A 21608-nucleotide genomic window follows, 5' to 3' on the forward strand; every position below is an offset into this window, starting at 1 on the left:
CGAGAAGGACACACCCGTTCCCATACCGAACACGGTAGTTAAGCTTCTCAGTGCCGATGATACTTGGATGGAGACGTCCCGGGAAAGTAGGTCGCTGCCAGATTTAATATCAAAGTCCTATGGTTACTCCATAGGGCTTTGTTTTATTTTTGGCCTCACGGGATAATAAATGAAAATGGAACGTAAGTTAGTGAAATTTAATAGGAGGCCACTGTTATGGAAAATCAAAAAAATAGTTTACAAGAAGAAATTCGTGAACTGCAGGAATTGTGCAAACGTATGGAGGAAGAGGAATAACTAGAAATCTTTCAATTGAATCATTCAAAAGGTGCAATGAGATATTGGAAATTATTTTGATGTCCAGTTGGTTTTTATGGATTCAATTTTTAGAGAGATGGATACCGTTGCAGGCTGGACGAAATATGAAATTTTTTTTTATATTGGGACATTTACTATCATTGACGCATTATGGGTGTTTGGGCTTTTTTCAATCTGATAGAGCTCCCAGGCCTTATTAGGAGTGACGGTTTTGATACATATCTTTTAAAGCCAGTGAATTCTCAGTTTTTTGCGTGTGTATGAGGTCTTATGAGTATGAGGTCAGATATGTTTATATGTTGGGGAGAGGCAAAATGGGAGAATCCGCTTCGAATCTAGCTTTGAACATTACCGAATACGGCAGTGAAGCTTCTTGGTGCCGGTCTTTGCTTTATTTATTATATCATTAAAAATTAGAAAGGAATTGAACTTGAACAACTCTATTCGTTGTATTAGAATAGGTATGATGGCTTATTAGCTGTCAATAATATTATTAGAAGACACAATTTATGGAAATTAGGTGCAGATATGAAAAAACAGTCAATGACAAAGGGGTTTGCGGTACTGTCGGCGGCAGGGCTGATAACTAAAGTATTATCGGTGCTTTATATCCCCTTTTTGCTTGCCATTATAGGAGATGAAGGAAATGGTATTTATGCTGCCGCATATCAGGTTTATGTATTTATTTACGTTATTGCCAATTCGGGTATTCCCGTTGCCATAGCAAAGTCTGTATCAGAGCTTACTGCTGTGGGCAACTATAAAGACGCTTTGAGGATTTTTAAAATATCCCGTTTCTTTCTAATTATAATCGGTACTGTCTTATCAGTGCTTATGTTTGTCACAGCCAAGCCATTGGCTGCTATGATTAATTCGGAGAAATCCTATCTTGCAATAGCGGCATTATCTCCAACGCTATTTTTTACTGCGTTGGCATCTGCGTACAAGGGATATTTCCAGGGAATGAGCAATATGACTCCAACCGCAATATCCCAAGTAGTTGAACAGATATTTAACATGATATTTACGGTGCTTTTTGCTGCATTGCTTATAGGCAAAAGCCTTGAAGCAGCGTGCGCCGGTGGTACCGTGGGAACAACTCTAGGAGCGTTGTTTTCCACTATTGTTCTTATATTTATTTACAATAGAAGAAGCGAAGAAATTAATGATTTGAAACAGCATAGGAGCACCGCAAAAAGGTATTCGTATAAGCAACTTGCCAAAAGGGTATTTCATTACAGCTTACCCATTACTGTTTGTGTAGGTGCTCAGTATGCGGGCAACCTTATTGACGTGGCCAATATAAGAGGACGTCTTTTGGCCGGCGGTTATACGCTGGAAATGGCATCGGTCATGCACAGCTACTTATCTAAATACCAACAAATAATGAATGCGCCGATTTCTATAGTTTCGGCTCTTGCGGCCGCGGTACTGCCTTCCATTTCAGGAGCTGCAGCAGAAAAAGACGTGAAGCAGGTTGAGGATAAATCCAACCACGCCTTCAGGCTGTGCATGCTAATAGTAATTCCATCGGCTATAGGGTTGTCAATATTGAGTGGACCTATCTATGCAGTATTAAAATATGGAGAAGGTTCGCACTTGATGCGCTACGGGTCACTGGTACTCATTCTTATGTCCGTTGTTCAAATACAGTCATCGATCTTGCAGGGAGCAGGAAAACTGTATAAGGCAACAATAAATGTAATTCTGGGTATTATCGCAAAGATAATTTTCAATTATATACTTATTGCCAACCCTCAGATAAATATTATGGGTGCAGTGATAGGAAGTATGGTGGGATACGCTTTAACCATTATTCTCAACACAATAACTGTAAGAAAGGAATTGAAAATAAAAATTGACATACTGAAGCAGTCGCTAAAACCGATTATATCATCAGCGGTGATGGGAGCTTTCGTATGGCTTGTATACAAAGGATTGAACTTTGCTTTAGGCTTTATTAAGAGTGCATATGTTGTAAATGCATTATCTGCAGTTATTTCGGTTCTATTGGGGATGGCGATATACTTTTATATAATGATACTGGTTAGGGGAATAACCAAGAAAGATTTTGATGTTTTGCCCGCCAGAATCAAGGGAATGATACCGAAATTCATATTAAATAAAGCCAGATAGATAGAAATAAAGTAAGTTTATTTGAAATTGTGTAAAAGTTTATTAATTGTTTATATATTATTTAGTTGAAATTTATAGCTGGTATGTAAAATAGTAAGTAAGGAAATGTTTCCTCAAATTTTACTAAAAAGGAGAGTTGGTAAATGAAGAAAAAGAAGAATCTAACAATGCTATTAAGTTTTTGTATTGGCGCCGCATTATTTATGTCTACAGCCTTTGCAGATGTTGTTTCTAAAACAGGGTATGATCAGTTAAAGGATGCTATAAAGAAAACAGTGGCAAGCGTTTCAGAGGAATATGACAGCTTTACTATGGAAATGGCTTTATCTATTAAAGATAATGACAAAGTTCTGGTGGCAAACTCCGAAATAGCAAGGTACGATATGGCTAACAGCAGAATGGAAAATATCACAACTTCCGAACTTGCAGGAAGTGAGAAGGAAAGTTTTTATTCCTATAGGGATAATTGGTGCAGTATGTACTATAACAGTAACGACGCAGATACTTATTATGTCAATGAATATGAAAGTGAAGATAAGGACGCTGTAACGCTCAACAATTTCTTTGAGGATGAAGATGCTGAGTATATTGAAAAAATATTCGATGCTTTAATAGGAAATCTTAAGGAGTACGTTATTGTAGGGGAGAATCCGGAAGGAAGCAAGGAATTTTCCGGAAGGTTAAGCGATGGACAGATTCCTGCCTTGGTCAACGCAGTTACGGCATATGCTGCAAAGCAGTCGGTATTTGATAGAACAGTGGGATACAATGAATTTGATATGCCATCCCTCAAAAATGATGTATTTGTGAAGGAAATTAGTGGAAGAGCTAATGTGAATGCGGATGGAATAATTGAAAACCTGTTTGGAGAGTTTATACTCGCTGGAAGCGAGAAAGATGGAACAAAGCATGAGTTGAAGGTTGAACTGGTGTTCAAGGTCTACAACATAAACTCTACTGCAGTGGTAAAGCCTGACTTGACAGGTAAGAAAGTAGAAAAGAGTATCGTACACACTACTCCTTATGGCTATGTTTCAGAAAAGTATCTTGGCAAATGGAAGAATGATATTATTATCGAAGAAAATGATAGATTCGTCAAGATAGGTGAGAGAGTTATAGAAATTACAGGCATTAATGACGATTATGTTTATGGAACATACACCGAGATCTACAAAGAAGAATATGCGCATTACGGTAGTGACTCGAAAAAATACAGCTTGAAGGTAGATATGTATGATAATAAAGGTGAGCTTGAAGTTACTGATGATTTAGGAAATGTAATTGTTGGCTACATGTATTTGGATATGGGAAGAATTGAATGCTACATTCCAAGTGAAAACCCTGCAGAGGATGGAATTGTATTCAATTCGTCGGATGATATTATATACAATTCATCTTTCTATAAGGTTTTTGAAGAGTAAGAAGCTCTAACACTGATGCATTAAGGATTTATTTTAAACTGACAGCGGATTTTCCGCTGTCGGTTTAATAAATTATTTTATTTATGGGAGGGTTCAATGGAAACTGTACTTGAAATAAGCGGACTTACCAAATTATATAAGAATGGAAGAGGAATTTTCGATATTAATCTTAACATATACAAAGGAGATGTGTTTGGATTCCTTGGCCCCAATGGTGCGGGAAAGACTACGGCTATGAAGATTATGACGGGTCTCATGCTCCCGGACAGCGGAGATGTGAAGATTTTTGGACACAGTGTCCTGACCGAATTTGAAAAGGCCATGAACAAGGTTGGCTGCATAATTGAGACTGCAGAGTCCTATCCATATCTTTCACCCTATGAGAATCTAAAGCTTTTTGCTAGGTTCTATGACGACATCGACAATAGTAGAATTGATGAAGTCCTCGAGCTTACCGGCATTCTTAAGTTCAAAAACGAAAAGGTGAAGAATTTCTCCCTTGGTATGAAGCAGAGGCTGGGGATAGCTGCAGCAATTTTGTCCAAGCCGGAATTGATAATATTGGACGAACCGTTAAACGGTCTCGATGTAGAAGGTATGATAGAAATGAGAAAGCTTATTAAGATGCTTGCAGAGAATGAAAGGACTACTTTTTTTATTTCGAGCCATCTTATTCATGATGTGGAGCTTACATGTAACAGGATTGGAATATTGTATAACGGCAAGGTGGTCAATGTAGACACAACCGAAAATATCCTTAAGAACTTTGCTTCACTGGAAAACTATTTTGTAAGCGAGGTAGGTAAAAATGGGAACGTTTAAAGCCGCATTTATAAATGAAGTAGAGAAAATATACAGAAAAAAGAAGGTTGTTGTAGCTGCTATACTGTCACTTCTTGCCATAGTTATGGGGCAGTTGTTGGTTACTGGAGTAAATAAGGGGTTTGGATTGATAACTGCCAGCAGTACGCAATTTCCGATACTGGTACTATCACTGTTGGTCAATACCATATTGCCTTTATTTACAGCCCTTGTTGCCATAGACGTGTTTTCCGGTGAGTTTTCTCACAACACAATGAAAATTACATTGACTAGACCGGTTTCAAGGGTGAAGCTGTATACGGCTAAGATTTCTGCTATTGCTTTTTTTGTTCTTGCAAATCTGTTGATGGTAATGTTACTATCCTTGGCAGTGGGGTTTATATTTAACTCAGTATCATTATCTGTGTTCGGAATTTTGAGGATAGTTCTATCCTATATTGTTACGTTAATACCTGTAATGAGCTTTGCTCTTATTATTGTATTTTTATCAAATGTATTAAAAAGCGGGACAACAGTATTCTTTTTATCGATAATTCTATTCATAGCTTTTAATGCACTTTCCTTAGTCTTTCCAAGGTACGCAAACATTTTTATAACATCAATGTTTGACTGGTATATTTTGTGGAATGTTGATACTATACCATTGGGTAAGCTTATACGAGAGTTTTTTATCATGGCAGGATATGTTATAATGTTTTATACGGCAGGATATTATATGTTTGATAAAAAAGACTTATAAAAAGGTGAAATGAGATTATGGATTTAAAAAAACGCCTTATTTTTTCGAATGCTGCAATTATTGTTATTCCTCTTGTGATAACATTTGTGGCATCTTTTATTTTTATGTTTGTTTTTGCAAGAATACATGATGTTGATATCAGCTATAATAACGTAAAAAAGCTCACTCAGATACAATACGAGTTTTTTAAAGCCGATGGAAGTGTACTGAAAAATTCCCCGGAAATAATTCTGGAAAAAGATTATCAGGAGTATATTTCGACAAGGCTTGACAGCATAGAAGCTGATATTGTGGTGCTTAAGGGGCAAGAACGGGTTTTTGAAACCCGCTCAATTGGCCCTATCGAATTGGAAAGATGTCTTCAAAAGACTGGTGATAACTTGTTTAACAATATCGTTGAAATCCAAGGGGAAACCTATATGGTAAAAGTGATTCCTGTGAATTTTAAGAATGGTGAGAGCGGAAAAATAGTTTTGCTTGCTCCTGCTATGAATGATTGGATGACAACAGAGAAGTTACTGATATTTTCAATCATGATATTTGTTACCAGCTTTACAATAACCAATGTGGTGATTATTTTTACTTTTTCAAAGAAAGTTATAAATCCCCTAAGAAAGCTTCAGGCTGCTGCGGGAAAAATAAGTCAAGGCAATCTTGACTTTGAAATTATTGAGGATGGAGATGCCCAAATAAGAGAACTGTGCCGCTCTTTTGAGAAAATGAGACTGAAGCTTGTGGAAGCCAGTTACACACAGAAAAAGTACGATGATAGCAGAAAAGTGCTTTTTTCAAGTATATCCCATGATCTTAAAACCCCAATAACATCAATAAAAGGATATGTTGAGGGTATATTGGATGGTGTGGCCAATACTCCTCAGAAGGTGGATAAGTACTTAAAAACAGTTCATTCCAAGGCGGTTCATATGGACAGGATGATCGATGACCTTCTTTTGTATTCAAGACTGGATATGAATAAAGTTTCGTTTAATATTGAAAAGACAGATGTATTAAAGTACTTTGAGGATTGCATATATGAGATAGATATTGAACTTGAGAAGTCCAATATTAAGATTGCTCTTTATGACCAACTAAAGGGAAAACGTTATATAATGATAGATCGGGATCAGATACGAAGAGTGATAATAAATATAATTGACAACTCAAGAAAGTATATGGATAAGGAACAGGGGAAAATAGATATCTTTTTGAGGGAGGCGACATCCCATGTTGTAATAGAGCTAAAAGACAATGGTGCGGGAATCAGTGAAAGTGACTTGCCCTATATTTTTGATAGATTTTACCGAGCTGATTCTGCAAGGGATACTATGAATGGAAGTGGACTGGGGCTTGCCATTGCGAAACAGATAATAGAGGGACATGGAGGAAAAATATGGGCAGTTAGCCGCAAGGGTGAAGGCACAAGTGTGATGATTTCCCTAAAAAAATATGAAGACTGAAGGAGGTAAGGTATTGTGAGAAAGATTCTTATTGTTGAAGATGATGAAAGTATAGGAGAGCTTTTACGGGATTATCTTGAAATTAATGGATTTTATGTAGATATATGCATGAATGGAGTTGAAGGCTTAAACAGTATTAAAGATGGAGAGTATGACCTTCTGATACTTGATATTATGCTGCCCGGTATGAGTGGATATGAAATATTGAAGAGAATTCGTGATGATAAAGACATTCCAGTGCTTATCGTGTCGGCAAAGAAGGAGGAATTTGATAAAATCCATGGCTTAAAACTAGGAGCTGATGATTATATTACAAAGCCCTTTAGTCCTGGAGAACTGGTGGCAAGGGTAAATGCTCATATAGCAAAATATGAAAGGCTCAAAAGCAAATATGGAAATAATAATACTGCTTCTATTACGATAAGGGGACTTGAAATTCAAAAGGATTCAAGGAGGGTATTCGTAAACGGAAAGGAAGTAAACTTGGCACAGAAGGAATTTGATATTCTTCTGTTTTTGGCCCAGAATCCCAACAGGGTTTTCTCCAGGGAGGAGCTTTTTGATAGGGTATGGGGATTGGATGCCTTAGGAGATGCTGCAACAGTGACTGTTCATATTGGTAGAATCAGGGATAAAATAGAGTCTGAACCTTCAAATCCTCAGTATATTGAGACTGTTTGGGGAGCAGGGTATAGATTGAGAACATAAATTTTATCCTAGTTTCGAATAATATTTTGTACTGTTTTACCGCCCCGATTTGTTGTATAATGTACTTATAGATCAAAAAAAGAGAGAATAGCCGGATAATTATTTAGAAATGTTGTATTTTGATTTAGGGGAGTAGGTAGTATGTTAAAATCTAAGAAAATTTATTTCAGCACCCATGAAAAAATGTGTCAGTATAGGTTAAATCGTGAAATGTACGACCTAGTTAAAAGTCTCGACAAGCAATACAAAAGAATAGCAGTTGTAGGTATAGGTACAGACCGTTCTACCGGAGACAGCTATGGGCCGTTGGTTGGCTATATGCTTTCAAAGTCCCAAATATACGATTTTGATGTTTACGGTACAATTATTGAGCCTGTACATGCGTTGAACCTTAAGGAAACAATGGACAAAATCGACACTTCGAATACGCTTGTTATTGCTGTTGATGCATCTATAGGAAGAATTGATCATATCGGGCACATTGGACTATGCAATGAGCCGATAAAGCCCGGAAGCGGAGTGGGCAAGGATTTGCCTCCTGTCGGTGACATATCATTATCAGGTATTGTGGCATTTGGGGGCATTGCACCTCATGTTATGCTACAGAATACAAGTCTTGGATTGGTTTATAAGATGGCTGAGATAACCAGCAATGCGATAAAGTATGTTCTATATAAACAGCAGTTGGAGCCGCAAAGAAATGCAAAATTAAATACCTTTGCTACTGCTTGAGAATCATAGATTAAAATTTCAGAAATTTATGAAAGTATGGTTTGCTGCACAGTAGTTCTTTCGATTCGAAAGGGACTGTGCTTTTTCATGCTAAAATTCTCGCACCTCTTACCATATTTTAGATCTTCATATTAATGGATGTATTAAAAGAGTCTATTTTAAAAAAAATAATATTGAAGTTCATAAACTACAAAATCGGGAGGAAGCACTATGAAAGTTGAGAAAATGAATCGGCCTAATGAGGGAGTAAAGTGTGTTGTAAACACATGCCATTATTATATGAACGGTGACTATTGCGCTGCAGAGAAGATTGAAGTTCAACCAAGAAACGCAAGCGATTCAGAACAAACAGATTGCGCAACATTTATTCCAAGTGCTCAAGGATAATAGAAGTTTATAACTGATTTAATGCCTGCCGGCAAGGTCAAAAGACTGAGCCTGGCAGGCTCAAAAAAATTTACTTCGAAACAGAACATAAACAACAAGAAATCGAGAAATCGGGAGGTAATGTATTAAAATTAATTTTAATCAGGTATATGGGGTTAAATTACAATTAGAGAATTTGTACAAAACATAGTAGTATATTTATAGAACATATGTTCGATATTTGCCGAGCAAATAAGAAATGTACCTAATGGTTTCAGCGGTAAAGGGGGATTGGCAATGGCATCGGGAGATTTATTTAAGGATTATCCATATATTCTTAGGACTTTGCGGGAGCTAAACTGTGAGCTCAATCAAATAAAGAAAAGCAAAGAACTGATGGAGGATACCTTGCAATATTTCGCAAAATCAGAAAAGGATGAGTCTTCATTGGACCCTACATTACAAGCTGTTGAAAAGGTTCTTCACAGATATGAGAACAACATATCCTACATAACTGAAAGAATAAATGAGCTTAAGGAGATGAAAAATAAAATTGATCGCGCCCTTTAATGATTTTACTATATAAGGGTTGAGTCTGGAAGACAGCACTCAACCCTTTCTATATTTAGCCTCTTAGAGTGAAATGAAAGAGGCAAAAGAAAAGGGGCTCGATGCCCCAAGTTTTTATTTGGTCTCTTGCAGTGAAATGAAAGAGGCAAAAGCCAAGGGATTCGATGTCCCGAGCTGTTACTTTTTTTCTTCGAATTCTGATATGTATTTAGGGTAGAATCTTCTGCCATATTGTTTCAGCCGACGCTAGCTCCAAACCGGTATCCCTATCCCATATTCTGTGAAAAATCCTCAGTCCTTGGGTATAGTCCCGGTCAATTGCACAGTCCGATTTTATGATTGTACCCAAAGACGCTTCCTTCCTGTAGATGATCTGCACAGAGGTCACCTTGTAGTTGTCATATATCTCCTGGGGTACGGTTTCCATAATCCATTCAACGTATTTCTTATTATTGACGTGATTGTTTGTATCTATATCACTTCTTTTAATGGAAAATTCTTCGGTATATTCGGATTCAAAATCAAAGTCAAGATCAGTAAAAGGTTGCTCAAAGGCTCTTGTTTCCTCTATACCATAAGCATCTCCCATTTCGGCAGGGATTCTCATAGGCCTTCTTTTTTTAATATTGAAATATATCCATATGGATGCTGCCTTTACAATAGTTTTTCCACTGCTATCCAATATCGCAAATTCTCTGTTGCCGTAAAACCGTTCGAAGGAAGAGGGCCATGTCTCAACAGTAATTTCTTCTCCAAGCTTGGGGAATCTATCGATTTTAAGTGACCATCGGTTCAATACCCAGCCGGAATCGGCAGCCATTAACTCGTTGACCCCGTATCCTGCAAAGGCCGAGTGGGATATTGCGGAATCCTCCAGATAGTTTAGCAGGGACAGAAGAGTTGCTTCCTGCAATGTATTGATTTCGTAGTAATGTACTTCAAACTTCTTTGAAAATCTTTTCTTCGGCATTTTCATCATTCCCTTGAAATTATTGTTGTTTACTATTATTATTATATATACGTGTCTGGAAAAAACAAAGCATTCTTATGTAAAAAGTTGTTTTTTGCTTAAAATTATTCCTAATTGCTTAATTATTATATCTGCTTTATAGCAAAATAGGGTGGTGTGTTTTATTTGGAAAAAGTAAAAGCGGTTATATTCGATATGGACGGGCTGATGATTGACACTGAACGTCTGTATTTTGATGTTGAAAGGCTGATAGCTCGGAATTTTGGAAAAGAGGTAGAGGATCAAACTCTGTGGAAGATGATGGGGAGAAAACCTTTAGAGGCTATAACTATTTTTGCAAAAGATCTGGGGCTTGATATTTCACCGGAGGAGCTATTGAACATCAGGGATGATTTGTTTGTTAAGAAGCTTATAAATGAAGTTGAAGCATTGCCCGGTCTTTTTGAGATTTTGAATGTAATCAGAGGAAAGATGAAAGTGGCTATAGCTACAGGTTCTCCGAAGAAGTTTCTTGAAATAGTACTGGATAAGCTGAAAATAGAAGACTATTTTGATGTTTTTGTGACTTCGGATGAGATTGAAAAGGGAAAGCCCGATCCCGAGATTTATATTATGGCAGCAAAGAGGCTGGAAGTCATACCGGCGGAGTGCATTGTTCTTGAAGATTCAAGCAATGGTGCTCTCGCAGCAGTTAGGGCAGGTTGCTATACAATTGCGGTACCGTCGGCATATACCAACAGGCAGGATTTTAGCTTCGTGAATTATATTGCCCGTGATTTAAAGGATGCTGCTGAAAAAATCAATGAATTTCTTGGGTAGTGAATAGTATTGAAATTTGAAGGGATAGTTTGTGATGGTAAAAAAGTTTCAAGGCTTAATGCTTATTAGTGATCTTGATGGGACTTTGCTCAACAGCAAGTTGGAGGTAAGTGAAGAAAATATAAAAGCAATTTCGTATTTTGTAGACAACGGGGGAGTATTTACTATTGCAACAGGCAGAATGGAGCTTGGAGTAAGAAAATACTTGAAGAATCTGCCGGTAAATGCTCCTGTGATTTTATATAATGGAGCGCTCATATATGATTTTAATAAGGAGAAGGGGCTCTGGACCTGTGACTTTAAAGAGGATATAAGCGGTTTGTTGAAAGAACTTTTGGATAAATTCCCTTATCTGGGCATTGAAATATTTCCGGGGGGTGACAGTGTATATTTGCTGCGTGAGAATGAAGAGACCCAAAAGCACAGCAAAAAAGAGGGCTTTATACCTTTGGTGATTTCTCCAGACGAAATACCCAAAGCATTTTATAAGGTCATACTTACGACCAATCCGGACAGACTCCCCGAGGTTGAGGAGTTTTTAAAGGTCAGACAGAAGGGGTTTAGAACAGTGTATTCCGAGAAACAGTTTCTGGAGATTCTCGACAAAAGTACTTCAAAAGGTGCGGCATTGGGCGTGGTTGCAAAAATGATGGGAATTGAAGAGCATAAGGTAATTTCGATTGGTGACAATCAAAATGATATGGAAATGATTAAAGCATCGGGAACGGGGTTTGCTGTTGAAAATGCACATCCCGAGCTGATAGCAGTTGCAGATCGTGTCTGTGTTCATCATGATAAACATGCAGCCCGTTATGTGGTTGAATGGATTAAAGAAAATTTTAAATAAAATTTGGAACCAATCTTTACAAACTCCGTCTAATACAAAAAACACAAATAAACGGAGGGAATTACATGAAAATGAATATTATATCAAAAAATACAAGTAATGTAGTGTGGATTATAGTTGCGTTTTTCTTGATGGCAGGATTGTTATCCTCCTGCGGCGGCGAATCATCAACTGCAGATTATGCCAATTCACTGATGCTAAATAAAAACTCCGGAGCTGAGTATTCGGGAACAGTAGGCATCCAGTATGATGGTGGAATGGATATCGACATTGGTCAAATCGAGCACAATACCGAAGACTATAATGTTATTAACGAGAATATATTCCTTGATACTAATAACAACCCCCTGTCAACCTTTTCGGTAGATGTCGATACGGCATCCTACAGCAATATAAGGCGCTTCCTTAATTCTTCGCGCAAACCGCCGATAGATGCAGTGAGAATCGAAGAAATGATTAATTATTTTACATATGACTATCCTGACGCCGACGGTGACGATCCGTTCAGCATAACCACTGAGATTGGACAGTGTCCGTGGAACCCCGAGAATAATCTCATGCTTGTAGGGCTTCAGGCGAAGAAGCTTTCCACAGAAGAGTTGCCTCCGAGCAATCTGGTCTTTCTGCTGGATGTTTCAGGTTCAATGAATGAGCCTAATAAGCTTCCCCTTTTAAAATCAGCCTTTAAGCTTCTTATAGACGAATTGGATGAGGATGATAGGGTATCAATTGTGGTTTATGCAGGTGCAGCAGGACGGGTTCTTGATTCAACTCCCGGAAATGAAAAGGATAAGATTCTTGATGCTTTAATGGGGCTGGAAGCGGGAGGTTCGACAGCAGGAGCAGAGGGTATAAAGCTTGCTTACAATATAGCAAAGGAAAACTTTATTGAGTCGGGCAACAATCGTGTTATTCTGGCTACAGATGGCGATTTTAATGTTGGTGTGAGCAGTGAGGCTGAGCTTGTCCGATTGATTGAAAAGAAAAGGGATGAAGGTGTGTTCCTAACAGTTCTTGGCTTCGGAACTGGCAATTACAAGGATTCAAAGATGGAAAGTCTTGCAGACAAAGGCAATGGGAACTATGCCTATATAGATAATATTAACGAAGCCAGGAAGGTACTTGTAAATGAAATGGGTGCCACTCTAAACACAGTTGCTAAGGATGTAAAAATTCAGGTGGAGTTTAACCCTGCAAAGGTAAAGGCTTATAGGTTAATTGGATATGAAAACAGACTTTTAAGAGACGAGGATTTTAATGACGACACAGTCGATGCAGGAGAAATAGGTGCGGGACACTCGGTGACTGCAATTTATGAGGTTGTTCCGGTAGGTTCGGAATTTGAGGTTCCGACGGTTGATGAGCTAAAGTATCAGAAGTCTCAACTTGTAGACAGCAATGAAATTTCTACAGTGAAGGTAAGATATAAGAATCCTAAATCCATTACAAGTAAATTGCTCTCTAAAACTGTATTAGAGGAAGATGTGGGAAAGACATCGGAAAACCTAAATTTTGCAGCTGCTGTTGCGGAATTCGGTATGCTTCTTAGAGAATCAAAGTATAAAGGCAATTCTTCCTATGACCATGTTTTACAGGTTGCAAAGCAATATGCCGATAGTGATGATGAGGGATACAGAAATGAATTTGTAGAGCTTATTGAAAAAGCAAAAAGTATTGACTAATACAGAAGCAATTAATATGAAAGCTGCCTTGAAGTAAATTCGAGGCAGCTTTTTTGTACATACCTTTAAGCCGTATTAATAAGATTATTAGTTTAAAAAAGTACAATGTTTTGGTAGAATATAATTGTAAAAACATTTGAACTATTTTATCAATTCTGTATAAAGGATGACTTTATTTATGAATATTAATATACCGGTACTTATAAAAATGGCATGTAATCCTTCGCTCATTAAAAAAGCTTGGCAAATTCATGGGCTGTTGTCGGAAAATGAGGAGTACAAGCTGGGGAATCTTATAAGGAGCATACACTACGTATTGAGAAATGAAAGGATTTTACAGCACCAGGATACATTTGTGCTTAGTTCTTTTATTCCGCCTATAAATACTAGAGCTTTTAACAGTTTGTTTGAGGGTATACCGGGAAGTGGGAGTAATCTTTTTGAAAACCTGGCAAAGGGTAAAAGAAAGTCTCCGGTTTCGGTAAATATTGATGTTACATCAAGATACCCGAATAGCAGAGATTCAAATGACGATAGTAGTTCCGACGATGGAAAAAAAGAGTTTATCAATGGTATGAAAAAAGAAAGCCTTGTATATTTGATAAATGAGATACAGGATATGGGAGTAGGGATTATAGGGCTTACCGGCGGAGAGCCTTTGCTAAGAAATGATCTTGAGGAAATCATTCAAAATATTGATGATAGAAGTGTGGCTTATGTGTATTCAACAGGATATGGCTTGACATCTCAGCGGGCGAGGGAGCTGAAATCAGCAGGGCTATATGGAATGGTAATAGATTTTCAATCCATGAAAGAGAACGAGCATAATGAAAAAATGGGATTCAATGGGGCTTATTATTATGCCATAAATGCAATTGAAAACTCAAAAAAAGCGGATCTTTATACGGTTTCAAGGACTCTCTGCAGTAGAGAACTTTTAAAGGAAGGAAAGATAAAGGAATTAATAAAGTTTCTTGGGGAAAATGGAGTTGATGAGGTAAGGTTGATGGAGCCGAAGCCCTTTGGAAGAAGCGGGAGAATAAGTCAGGATGAATTGCTTACTGAGGATGAGCGAAGGGAGCTGATTGAACTGCATATATTGTATAACAAAGATGCGAGTTTTCCGAAAGTATCGGTTTGTTCATACTTTGAATCCCAAGAAATGTTTGGTTGCGGAGCGGCTGGATATTATTCGTTTATTGACGGACGTGGAGACTTATATCCCTGCGACTTTATACCCTTTAACTTTGGCAATGTTTTTGAGACACCGGTAAAGGCATTGTGGAAAAAGATGTATAGAAGTTTTGAGGAGCCGACAGGACATTGCTGTTCACAAACCTATTTCAATCAGAGGGAACATGACAAATTTCTACAATATCCACAAAGAGTGAAGACTTTGCCGGAAAACTGCAAATTGTGTAATGGACAAGTTCTTCCAGGGTTTTACAAGATTCTCAAAGGAGACAGAATATAGAGTAAATACTAAAGTAATTATGATTTTGTAATAATACTTAAGATTGAGTAAATATTATTTTTTAAAAATGCCCCCCAAAATCTGTTTATATAACGAATATATATTACATAGGTGTGAAAGGTCCGCTTGCTGAAAATAAAAACTGTTGATAGTTAGTGAATGTAATTGGTTTAGTAGCTTAATGAGTCAGGATTGGCATACAGGAAAGCAGCTCTTTATCAGAAGAACGATTGTAACTTGTATGTAGTTTCAAAACAGAGGGGGCTTTATTTCGAAAACTTATTGAAACTAAATTGAATTTAATATATAATGATATTAAAACACCATTATTTTTTTGTTAATAACAATGTATTTGGGATTTGAGAGGCAAATCTCTATCAGTTTAGCGTCTTAGTGTCTCTGTATTCAGTTCATTTTCTCAGCAGTTAAGATTTTATTCTAAATTCTTATTTGACCGCCTCTAACATTTCCCAAGAATACAGAGTTTTATATATAATCAAGTTTCAAATAGGGAGGAGTTTGTACAGGGATTAACCACATCTATTTATAATTTAATTCTTATTTAGAATAAGAAGGATGTACTAGAGAGTATTTATTAATTTCAGTATTTCAATGAATTAGTGTATTTAATAACTTATTTGTATTGATGATGTAAAGGTCAAAGCGTATACATAGAATCATCTGTTCCAATGAATTGTAAGAAAACAAATCCTATTTATCCACAAATTCTCTGGTATTTATTAAAACTGAAAATTGGATATGAAAATGTTAATATTGTCTATTAATATTAATACTATTTTTTGTTATTGTCTTATTTGGTTTGTATATAAGGTATTTGATTTCAAATGCCTTTAGAGATCTTTTTTAAGATCATATAAAATTATTAATTTTTTGGGAGGAATGGTAGATGAAAAAAGTCATCAGTATGATCGTAGTTGTGGCCATGCTGACAACGCTTTTTGCTGGTATGATACCGCAAAAAGCGACGGCAGCAAGCACAATGACAGTCGAGATTGGCAAAGTTACAGGGGCTGTTGGATCGACAGTAGAGATACCTGTAACACTAAGCGGAGTTCCATCAAAAGGGATAGTTAATGGTGACTTCGTATTAGGTTATGACCGAAAGGTGTTAGAAGTAACATCGGTAACAGCAGGGGATATAGTAATCAATGCTAGAAACAGCTTTGATGGTGAGATCTACTCAGATGCTGGAGAAATTGCATTCCTGTATTCAGAAGATACTGGAAGAGGAACAGAAGCAATTAAGCAAAATGGAGTATTTGCAGTAATAACAGCTACTGTCAAATCAGCTTCTCCGGCACCAATAACTTTGAAAGAATTCGGTGCATTTGCAGACAACGATTTGGCCGATATTAGTACAATATTTATTGAAGGTGGAGTAAACCTTGGCGGTTCAACACCAACACCAAAGCCAACGGTTAAACCAAATGGTTTCACAGTAGAAATTGGCAAAGTTAAAGGTGCAGTTGGAGCAACAGTTGAGATACCTGTATACTTCAGTGGAGTACCTTCAAAGGGATTGGTAAACGCTGACTTTACATTAAAGTATGATCCTAAAGTATTGACAATTGAAGATGTTGTAGCTGGAGACATAGTAATCAATGCTAGAAACAGCTTTGATGCAGAGATCTACTCAAGTGCTGGAGAAATCGCATTCCTGTATTCAGAAGATACTGGAAGAGGAACAGAAGCAATAAAACAAGATGGAGTATTTGCTATAATAACAGCAACTGTAAAGACAAGTGGTTCAGGAGCTATTACTTGTACTGAAGTAGGTGGATTTGCAGATAATGATTTAGTTGAACATGACGTAACATTTATAAGCGGTGGTGTAAACGTTGGAGATGTAGTCGCAACACCAACACCAACACCAACTAAGGGAGCATCAACACCAACACCAACCAAAAAGCCAACGGCTCCTCCAAGTGGTTTGGTAGTAGAAATTAGCAAAGTTACAGCAGCAGTTGGAGCAACAGTTGAGATACCTGTATACTTCAGTGGAGTACCTTCAAAGGGATTGGTAAACGCTGACTTTACATTAAAGTATGATCCTAAAGTATTGACAATTGAAGATGTTGTAGCTGGAGACATAGTAATCAATGCTAGAAACAGCTTTGATGCAGAGATCTACTCAAGTGCTGGAGAAATCGCATTCCTGTATTCAGAAGATACTGGAAGAGGAACAGAAGCAATAAAACAAGATGGAGTATTTGCTATAATAACAGCAACTGTAAAGACAAGTGGTTCAGGAGCTATTACTTGTACTGAAGTAGGTGGATTTGCAGATAATGATTTAGTTGAACATGACGTAACATTTATAAGCGGTGGTGTAAACGTTGGAGATGTAGTCGCAACACCAACACCAACTAAGGGAGCAACAACACCATCACCAAAGCCAACGCTTAAACCAGGTAGTTTGACAGTAGAAATTGGCAAAGTTACAGCAGCAGTTGGAGCAACAGTTGAGATACCTGTATACTTCAGCGGAGTACCTTCAAAAGGATTGGTAAACGCTGACTTTACATTAAAGTATGATCCGAAAGTATTGACAATAGAAGAAGTTGTAGCCGGAGATATAGTAATCAATGCTAGAAACAGCTTTGATGCTGAGATTTACTCAGATGTTGGAGAAATCGCATTCCTGTATTCAGAGGATACTGGAAGAGGAACAGAAGCAATAAAACAAGATGGCGTATTTGCAATAATAAGAGCAACTGTAAAGACAAGTGCTCCAGGGTTTATTACATGCACTGAAGTAGGTGGATTTGCAGATAATGATTTAACTGAACAAGACGTAACATTTATAAGCGGTGGTGTAAACGTTGGAAATGCTACCCCAACACCAACTAAGGGAGCAACACCAACACCAACTAAGCCAGCAACACCGACACCAACTAAGCCAGCAACACCGACGCCAACTAAGCCAGTAGCGTCAGGTAACTTGAAAATTGAATTCTACAACAGTAATCCTGCTGATTCATCTAACTCAATAAATCCGCAGTTCAAGATTACTAATAATGGAAGCAGTGCAGTAGACCTGTCCAAGCTTACATTAAGATACTACTATACAATAGATGGACAAAAGGATCAGACATTCTGGTGTGACCACGCTGCAATTATCGGCAGCAATGGTAGCTATAACGGATTTACTGCAAATGTTAAAGCAACATTTGTAAAAATGAGTTCTTCAACAAATAACGCAGATACATACCTTGAAATAAGCTTTACAGGTGGAAGCCTTGAAGCAGGTGCAAATCTTCAGATACAGGGTAGATTTGCAAAGAATGATTGGTCTAACTATACACAGTCAAATGACTACTCATTCAAGGCAGGTTCACAGTATGTTGAATGGGATCAAGTAACAGCATACTTAAATGGTTCGCTTATATGGGGTAAAGAGCCAGGTGGCACAGTTGCAACACCTACACCAACTAAGGGAGCAACAGCAACACCTACACCAACTAAGAAAGCGACACCGACACCAACTAAGCCAATAGATCCAAATGCATTGAAGGTTACTATAGATACTGTAAGTGGCAAAGCTGGAAGTACAGTACAAATACCAGTGAGCTTCAGTGGAGTACCTTCAAAAGGATTGGTAAACTGTGACTTTACATTAAAGTATGATCCGAAAGTATTGACAATAGAAGAAGTTGTAGCTGGAGACATAGTAATCAATGCTAGAAACAGCTTTGATGCTGAGATTTACTCAGATGTTGGAGAAATCGCATTCCTGTATTCAGAGGATACTGGAAGAGGAACAGAAGCAATAAAGGCTAATGGAGTATTTGCAATAATAACTGCAACTATAAAGGCAGGAGCACCTAACGGATTAAGTGAAATAAAGGTAACAGAAGTAGGTGGCTTTGCAGACAATGACTTGGTTGAACATGAACCTTACTTTACTAATGGTGGAGTAGTTGTAGGTGGCGTAATAACATCTCCAACACCAACAGTAAAACCAACAATTGATCCGAACAAATTTGCAGTTACTATAGAGACTGTAAGTGGCAAAGCTGGAAGCACAGTACAAATACCGGTGAAATTCAGTGGAGTACCTTCAAAAGGATTGGTAAACGCTGACTTTACATTAAAGTATGACCCGAAAGTATTGACAATAGAAGAAGTTGTAGCTGGAGACATAGTAATCAATGCTAGAAACAGCTTTGATGCTGAGATCTACTCAGATGTTGGAGAAATCGCATTCCTGTATTCAGAGGATACTGGAAGAGGAACAGAAGCAATTAAGGAAGATGGAGTATTTGCTATAATAACAGCAACTATAAAGGCAGGAGCACCTAACGGATTAAGTGAAATAAAGGCAACAGAAATCGGTGGTTTTGCAGACAATGACTTGGTTGAACATGAACCTCAGATTGTTAATGGTGGAGTAGTTGTAGGTGGCGTAATAACATCTCCAACACCAACAGTAAAACCAACAATTGATCCGAACAAATTCGCAGTTACTATAGAGACTGTAAGTGGTAAAGCTGGAAGCACAGTACAAATACCGGTGAACTTCAGTGGAGTACCTTCAAAAGGATTGGTAAACGCTGACTTTACATTAAAGTATGACCCGAAAGTATTGACAATAGAAGAAGTTGTAGCCGGAGATATAGTAATCAATGCTAGAAATAGCTTTGATGCTGAGATCTACTCAGATGTTGGAGAAATTGCATTCCTGTATTCAGAGGATACTGGAAGAGGAACAGAAGCAATAAAGGCTGATGGAGTATTTGCTATAATAACAGCAACTATAAAGGCAGGAGCACCTAACGGATTAAGTGAAATAAAGGCAACAGAAATCGGTGGTTTTGCAGACAATGACTTGGTTGAACATGAACCTCAGATTGTTAATGGTGGAGTAGTTGTAGGTGATGTAGTAGTATCTCCAACACCAACAGTAAAACCAACATCAACAGTAAAACCAACAATTGATCCGAACAAATTCGCAGTTACTATAGAGACTGTGACTGGTAAAGCTGGAAGCACAGTACAAATACCGGTGAACTTCAGTGGAGTACCTTCAAAAGGATTGGTAAACGCTGACTTTACATTAAAGTATGACCCGAAAGTATTGACAATAGAAGAAGTTGTAGCCGGAGATATAGTAATCAATGCTAGAAACAGCTTTGATGCTGAGATCTACTCAGATGCTGGAGAAATCGCATTCCTGTATTCAGAGGATACTGGAAGAGGAACAGAAGCAATAAAGGCTGATGGAGTATTTGCGATAATAACAGCAACTATAAAGACAGGAGCACCTAACGGATTAAGTGAAATAAAGGCAATAGAAATCGGTGGTTTTGCAGACAATGACTTGGTTGAACATGAACCTCAGATTGTTAATGGTGGAGTAGTTGTAGGTGATGTGGTAGTATCCCCAACACCAACAGAAACAGTAGAGCCTACACCAAAGCCAACAGAAACAGTAGAACCGACAATAAATCCGGATGTAATGACAGTTAAGATAGGCAAAGTACAGGGAAGACCTGGAGAGACAGTTGAAATACCGATGAACTTGTTCGGTGTACCAGAAGCAGGAATAGTAAATGGTGACTTCTCATTGAAGTATGATCCGAGCGTATTGACTATAGAAGATGTTGTAGCTGGAGACATAGTAATCAATGCTAGAAACAGCTTTGATGCTCAGATCTATCCAGAGGATGCATCAATCGCATTCCTGTATGCAGAGGATACCGGAAGAGGAACAGAAGCAATTAAGAAAGATGGACTATTTGCAACAATAATAGCAACCATAAATGCAGGAGCACCTGACGGATTAAGTGTAATTGAACTTGAAACATTCGGTTCATTTGCAGATAATGATCTGGTTGAAATCGAGACTGAGTTTATTAACGGTGGAGTACTTGTTAGCAGTCAAGTTGAATCCGGATATAAAGTATCAGGATACATTCTCCCAGACTTTAGCTTCAAAGCAACTAATGGACCAATTGTAAAAGCTGGATTCAAAGTTGAAGTAGTAGGAACAGACTTGTACGCTGTAACTGATGCTGACGGATACTTTGAAATAGCTGAGGTACCGGAAAGTGCAATTGGCTATACATTGAAGATTTCAAGAGCTAACTACTTAGACAGAGAAATCGCAAATGTTATAGTTTCTGGTGATACTGAGGTTTCAACTTCATCAGATCCGATTATGATGTGGGCAGGAGATATTGTTAAAGACAATGCTATAAACATGAAAGACGTTATGGAAATCTTCAAGAGCTTTAACACTACTCCAGATGATGCGCTCTATAATGTAAATGCTGACCTTAACAGAAACGACGCAGTTAATATGGAAGACGTAATGATTATTATGAAACACTTTGACACTACACCAGCTGATTACAACAACTAACATACACAATATTAGAGAGAAAATATATTAGAGGAAGGATACTCTGGTATCCTTCCTCAAATAAAAAAAGCAACTTATATTTATTGTTTCAGAAATAAACCAGATAGAATCATATTAATAATCAAGAGCTATATGTTATATATGAGCTGTTGAGGGGGGGAA

At 37.7% G+C, this 21608-nt stretch carries 16 protein-coding genes and 1 rRNA gene; 16 read left to right on the forward strand and 1 reads right to left on the reverse strand.

What is annotated here, in order from left to right:
* The 11 genes from rrf to EFD62_RS15085 all read left to right on the forward strand — a co-directional run.
* Window positions 1-103: ribosomal RNA gene (rrf, locus tag EFD62_RS15035) — 5S ribosomal RNA — on the forward strand; the annotation flags it as partial.
* A 261-nt stretch (window positions 104-364) separates the two neighbouring features.
* Complete coding sequence (locus EFD62_RS18335) at window positions 365-496, forward strand: ABC-2 family transporter protein (protein ID WP_407921097.1); 132 nt, start codon at window positions 365-367, stop codon at window positions 494-496.
* Between the two features lie 350 nt (window positions 497-846).
* Window positions 847-2454, forward strand: a complete 1608-nt coding sequence (locus EFD62_RS15045; protein WP_069196077.1) for a putative polysaccharide biosynthesis protein — start codon at window positions 847-849, stop codon at window positions 2452-2454.
* Between the two features lie 143 nt (window positions 2455-2597).
* Window positions 2598-3875: a hypothetical protein gene (locus EFD62_RS15050; RefSeq protein WP_235832674.1), complete on the forward strand. Its 1278-nt coding sequence runs from the start codon at window positions 2598-2600 to the stop codon at window positions 3873-3875.
* Between the two features lie 96 nt (window positions 3876-3971).
* Entirely contained in the window at window positions 3972-4697 is a 726-nt protein-coding gene (locus EFD62_RS15055) for an ABC transporter ATP-binding protein (protein WP_069196079.1), read from the forward strand.
* Window positions 4684-5436, forward strand: a complete 753-nt coding sequence (locus EFD62_RS15060; protein ID WP_069196080.1) for an ABC transporter permease — start codon at window positions 4684-4686, stop codon at window positions 5434-5436. Before EFD62_RS15055 ends, EFD62_RS15060 begins: the two co-directional genes overlap by 14 nt.
* 17 nt (window positions 5437-5453) lie before the next feature.
* Window positions 5454-6893, forward strand: a complete 1440-nt coding sequence (locus tag EFD62_RS15065) for a sensor histidine kinase (protein WP_069196081.1) — start codon at window positions 5454-5456, stop codon at window positions 6891-6893.
* Window positions 6894-6908: 15 nt separating this feature from the next.
* Window positions 6909-7601 (forward strand): response regulator transcription factor, encoded by a 693-nt coding sequence (locus tag EFD62_RS15070; RefSeq protein ID WP_069196082.1) that lies wholly within the window; start codon window positions 6909-6911, stop codon window positions 7599-7601.
* A gap of 141 nt (window positions 7602-7742) precedes the next feature.
* Window positions 7743-8333, forward strand: coding sequence for a spore protease YyaC (yyaC, locus tag EFD62_RS15075; protein ID WP_069196083.1), 591 nt, complete (start codon window positions 7743-7745; stop codon window positions 8331-8333).
* A 210-nt stretch (window positions 8334-8543) separates the two neighbouring features.
* Window positions 8544-8720 (forward strand): DUF1540 domain-containing protein, encoded by a 177-nt coding sequence (locus EFD62_RS15080; RefSeq protein ID WP_069196084.1) that lies wholly within the window; start codon window positions 8544-8546, stop codon window positions 8718-8720.
* A gap of 276 nt (window positions 8721-8996) precedes the next feature.
* Window positions 8997-9269, forward strand: a complete 273-nt coding sequence (locus EFD62_RS15085) for a hypothetical protein (protein ID WP_128706404.1) — start codon at window positions 8997-8999, stop codon at window positions 9267-9269.
* A 208-nt stretch (window positions 9270-9477) separates the two neighbouring features.
* Here EFD62_RS15085 and EFD62_RS15090 read toward each other — a convergent pair whose 3' ends face one another.
* Complete coding sequence (locus tag EFD62_RS15090) at window positions 9478-10239, reverse strand: acyl-[acyl-carrier-protein] thioesterase (RefSeq protein WP_069196086.1); 762 nt, start codon at window positions 10237-10239, stop codon at window positions 9478-9480.
* A 165-nt stretch (window positions 10240-10404) separates the two neighbouring features.
* Between EFD62_RS15090 and EFD62_RS15095 the strand changes: the two genes are divergently transcribed.
* From EFD62_RS15095 to EFD62_RS15115, 5 genes are all read left to right on the forward strand, one after another.
* Window positions 10405-11058 (forward strand): HAD family hydrolase, encoded by a 654-nt coding sequence (locus EFD62_RS15095; protein WP_069196087.1) that lies wholly within the window; start codon window positions 10405-10407, stop codon window positions 11056-11058.
* A 34-nt stretch (window positions 11059-11092) separates the two neighbouring features.
* Window positions 11093-11905 carry a Cof-type HAD-IIB family hydrolase gene (locus EFD62_RS15100; protein ID WP_235832677.1) on the forward strand — a complete coding sequence of 271 codons (813 nt, stop codon included), beginning with the start codon at window positions 11093-11095 and terminating at the stop codon, window positions 11903-11905.
* Between the two features lie 65 nt (window positions 11906-11970).
* Window positions 11971-13587, forward strand: coding sequence for a vWA domain-containing protein (locus EFD62_RS15105; protein ID WP_128706405.1), 1617 nt, complete (start codon window positions 11971-11973; stop codon window positions 13585-13587).
* A gap of 178 nt (window positions 13588-13765) precedes the next feature.
* Window positions 13766-15061, forward strand: a complete 1296-nt coding sequence (locus tag EFD62_RS15110; RefSeq protein ID WP_069196089.1) for a radical SAM/SPASM domain-containing protein — start codon at window positions 13766-13768, stop codon at window positions 15059-15061.
* A 907-nt stretch (window positions 15062-15968) separates the two neighbouring features.
* On the forward strand, window positions 15969-21446 hold the full coding sequence (locus EFD62_RS15115) for a cohesin domain-containing protein (protein ID WP_128706406.1): 5478 nt from the start codon (window positions 15969-15971) through the stop codon (window positions 21444-21446).
* Window positions 21447-21608: the final 162 nt, after the last annotated feature.

It is taken from the genome of Acetivibrio mesophilus (assembly GCF_004102745.1).
Taxonomy (GTDB): Bacteria; Bacillota; Clostridia; order Acetivibrionales; family Acetivibrionaceae; genus Hungateiclostridium; species Hungateiclostridium mesophilum.

Excerpts from the sequence above, each read along its gene's own strand:
- EFD62_RS15045 (WP_069196077.1), top strand. The coding sequence starts at position 847 with ATGAAAAAACAGTCAATGACAAAGGGGTTTGCGGTACTGTCGGCGGCA.
- EFD62_RS15050 (WP_235832674.1), top strand. The coding sequence starts at position 2,598 with ATGAAGAAAAAGAAGAATCTAACAATGCTATTAAGTTTTTGTATTGGC.
- EFD62_RS15055 (WP_069196079.1), top strand. The coding sequence starts at position 3,972 with ATGGAAACTGTACTTGAAATAAGCGGACTTACCAAATTATATAAGAAT.
- EFD62_RS15060 (WP_069196080.1), top strand. The coding sequence starts at position 4,684 with ATGGGAACGTTTAAAGCCGCATTTATAAATGAAGTAGAGAAAATATAC.
- EFD62_RS15065 (WP_069196081.1), top strand. The coding sequence starts at position 5,454 with ATGGATTTAAAAAAACGCCTTATTTTTTCGAATGCTGCAATTATTGTT.
- yyaC (WP_069196083.1), top strand. The coding sequence starts at position 7,743 with ATGTTAAAATCTAAGAAAATTTATTTCAGCACCCATGAAAAAATGTGT.
- EFD62_RS15080 (WP_069196084.1), top strand. The coding sequence starts at position 8,544 with ATGAAAGTTGAGAAAATGAATCGGCCTAATGAGGGAGTAAAGTGTGTT.
- EFD62_RS15085 (WP_128706404.1), top strand. The coding sequence starts at position 8,997 with ATGGCATCGGGAGATTTATTTAAGGATTATCCATATATTCTTAGGACT.
- EFD62_RS15090 (WP_069196086.1), bottom strand. The coding sequence starts at position 10,239 with ATGCCGAAGAAAAGATTTTCAAAGAAGTTTGAAGTACATTACTACGAA.
- EFD62_RS15100 (WP_235832677.1), top strand. The coding sequence starts at position 11,093 with ATGGTAAAAAAGTTTCAAGGCTTAATGCTTATTAGTGATCTTGATGGG.
- EFD62_RS15105 (WP_128706405.1), top strand. The coding sequence starts at position 11,971 with ATGAAAATGAATATTATATCAAAAAATACAAGTAATGTAGTGTGGATT.
- EFD62_RS15110 (WP_069196089.1), top strand. The coding sequence starts at position 13,766 with ATGAATATTAATATACCGGTACTTATAAAAATGGCATGTAATCCTTCG.
- EFD62_RS15115 (WP_128706406.1), top strand. The coding sequence starts at position 15,969 with ATGAAAAAAGTCATCAGTATGATCGTAGTTGTGGCCATGCTGACAACG.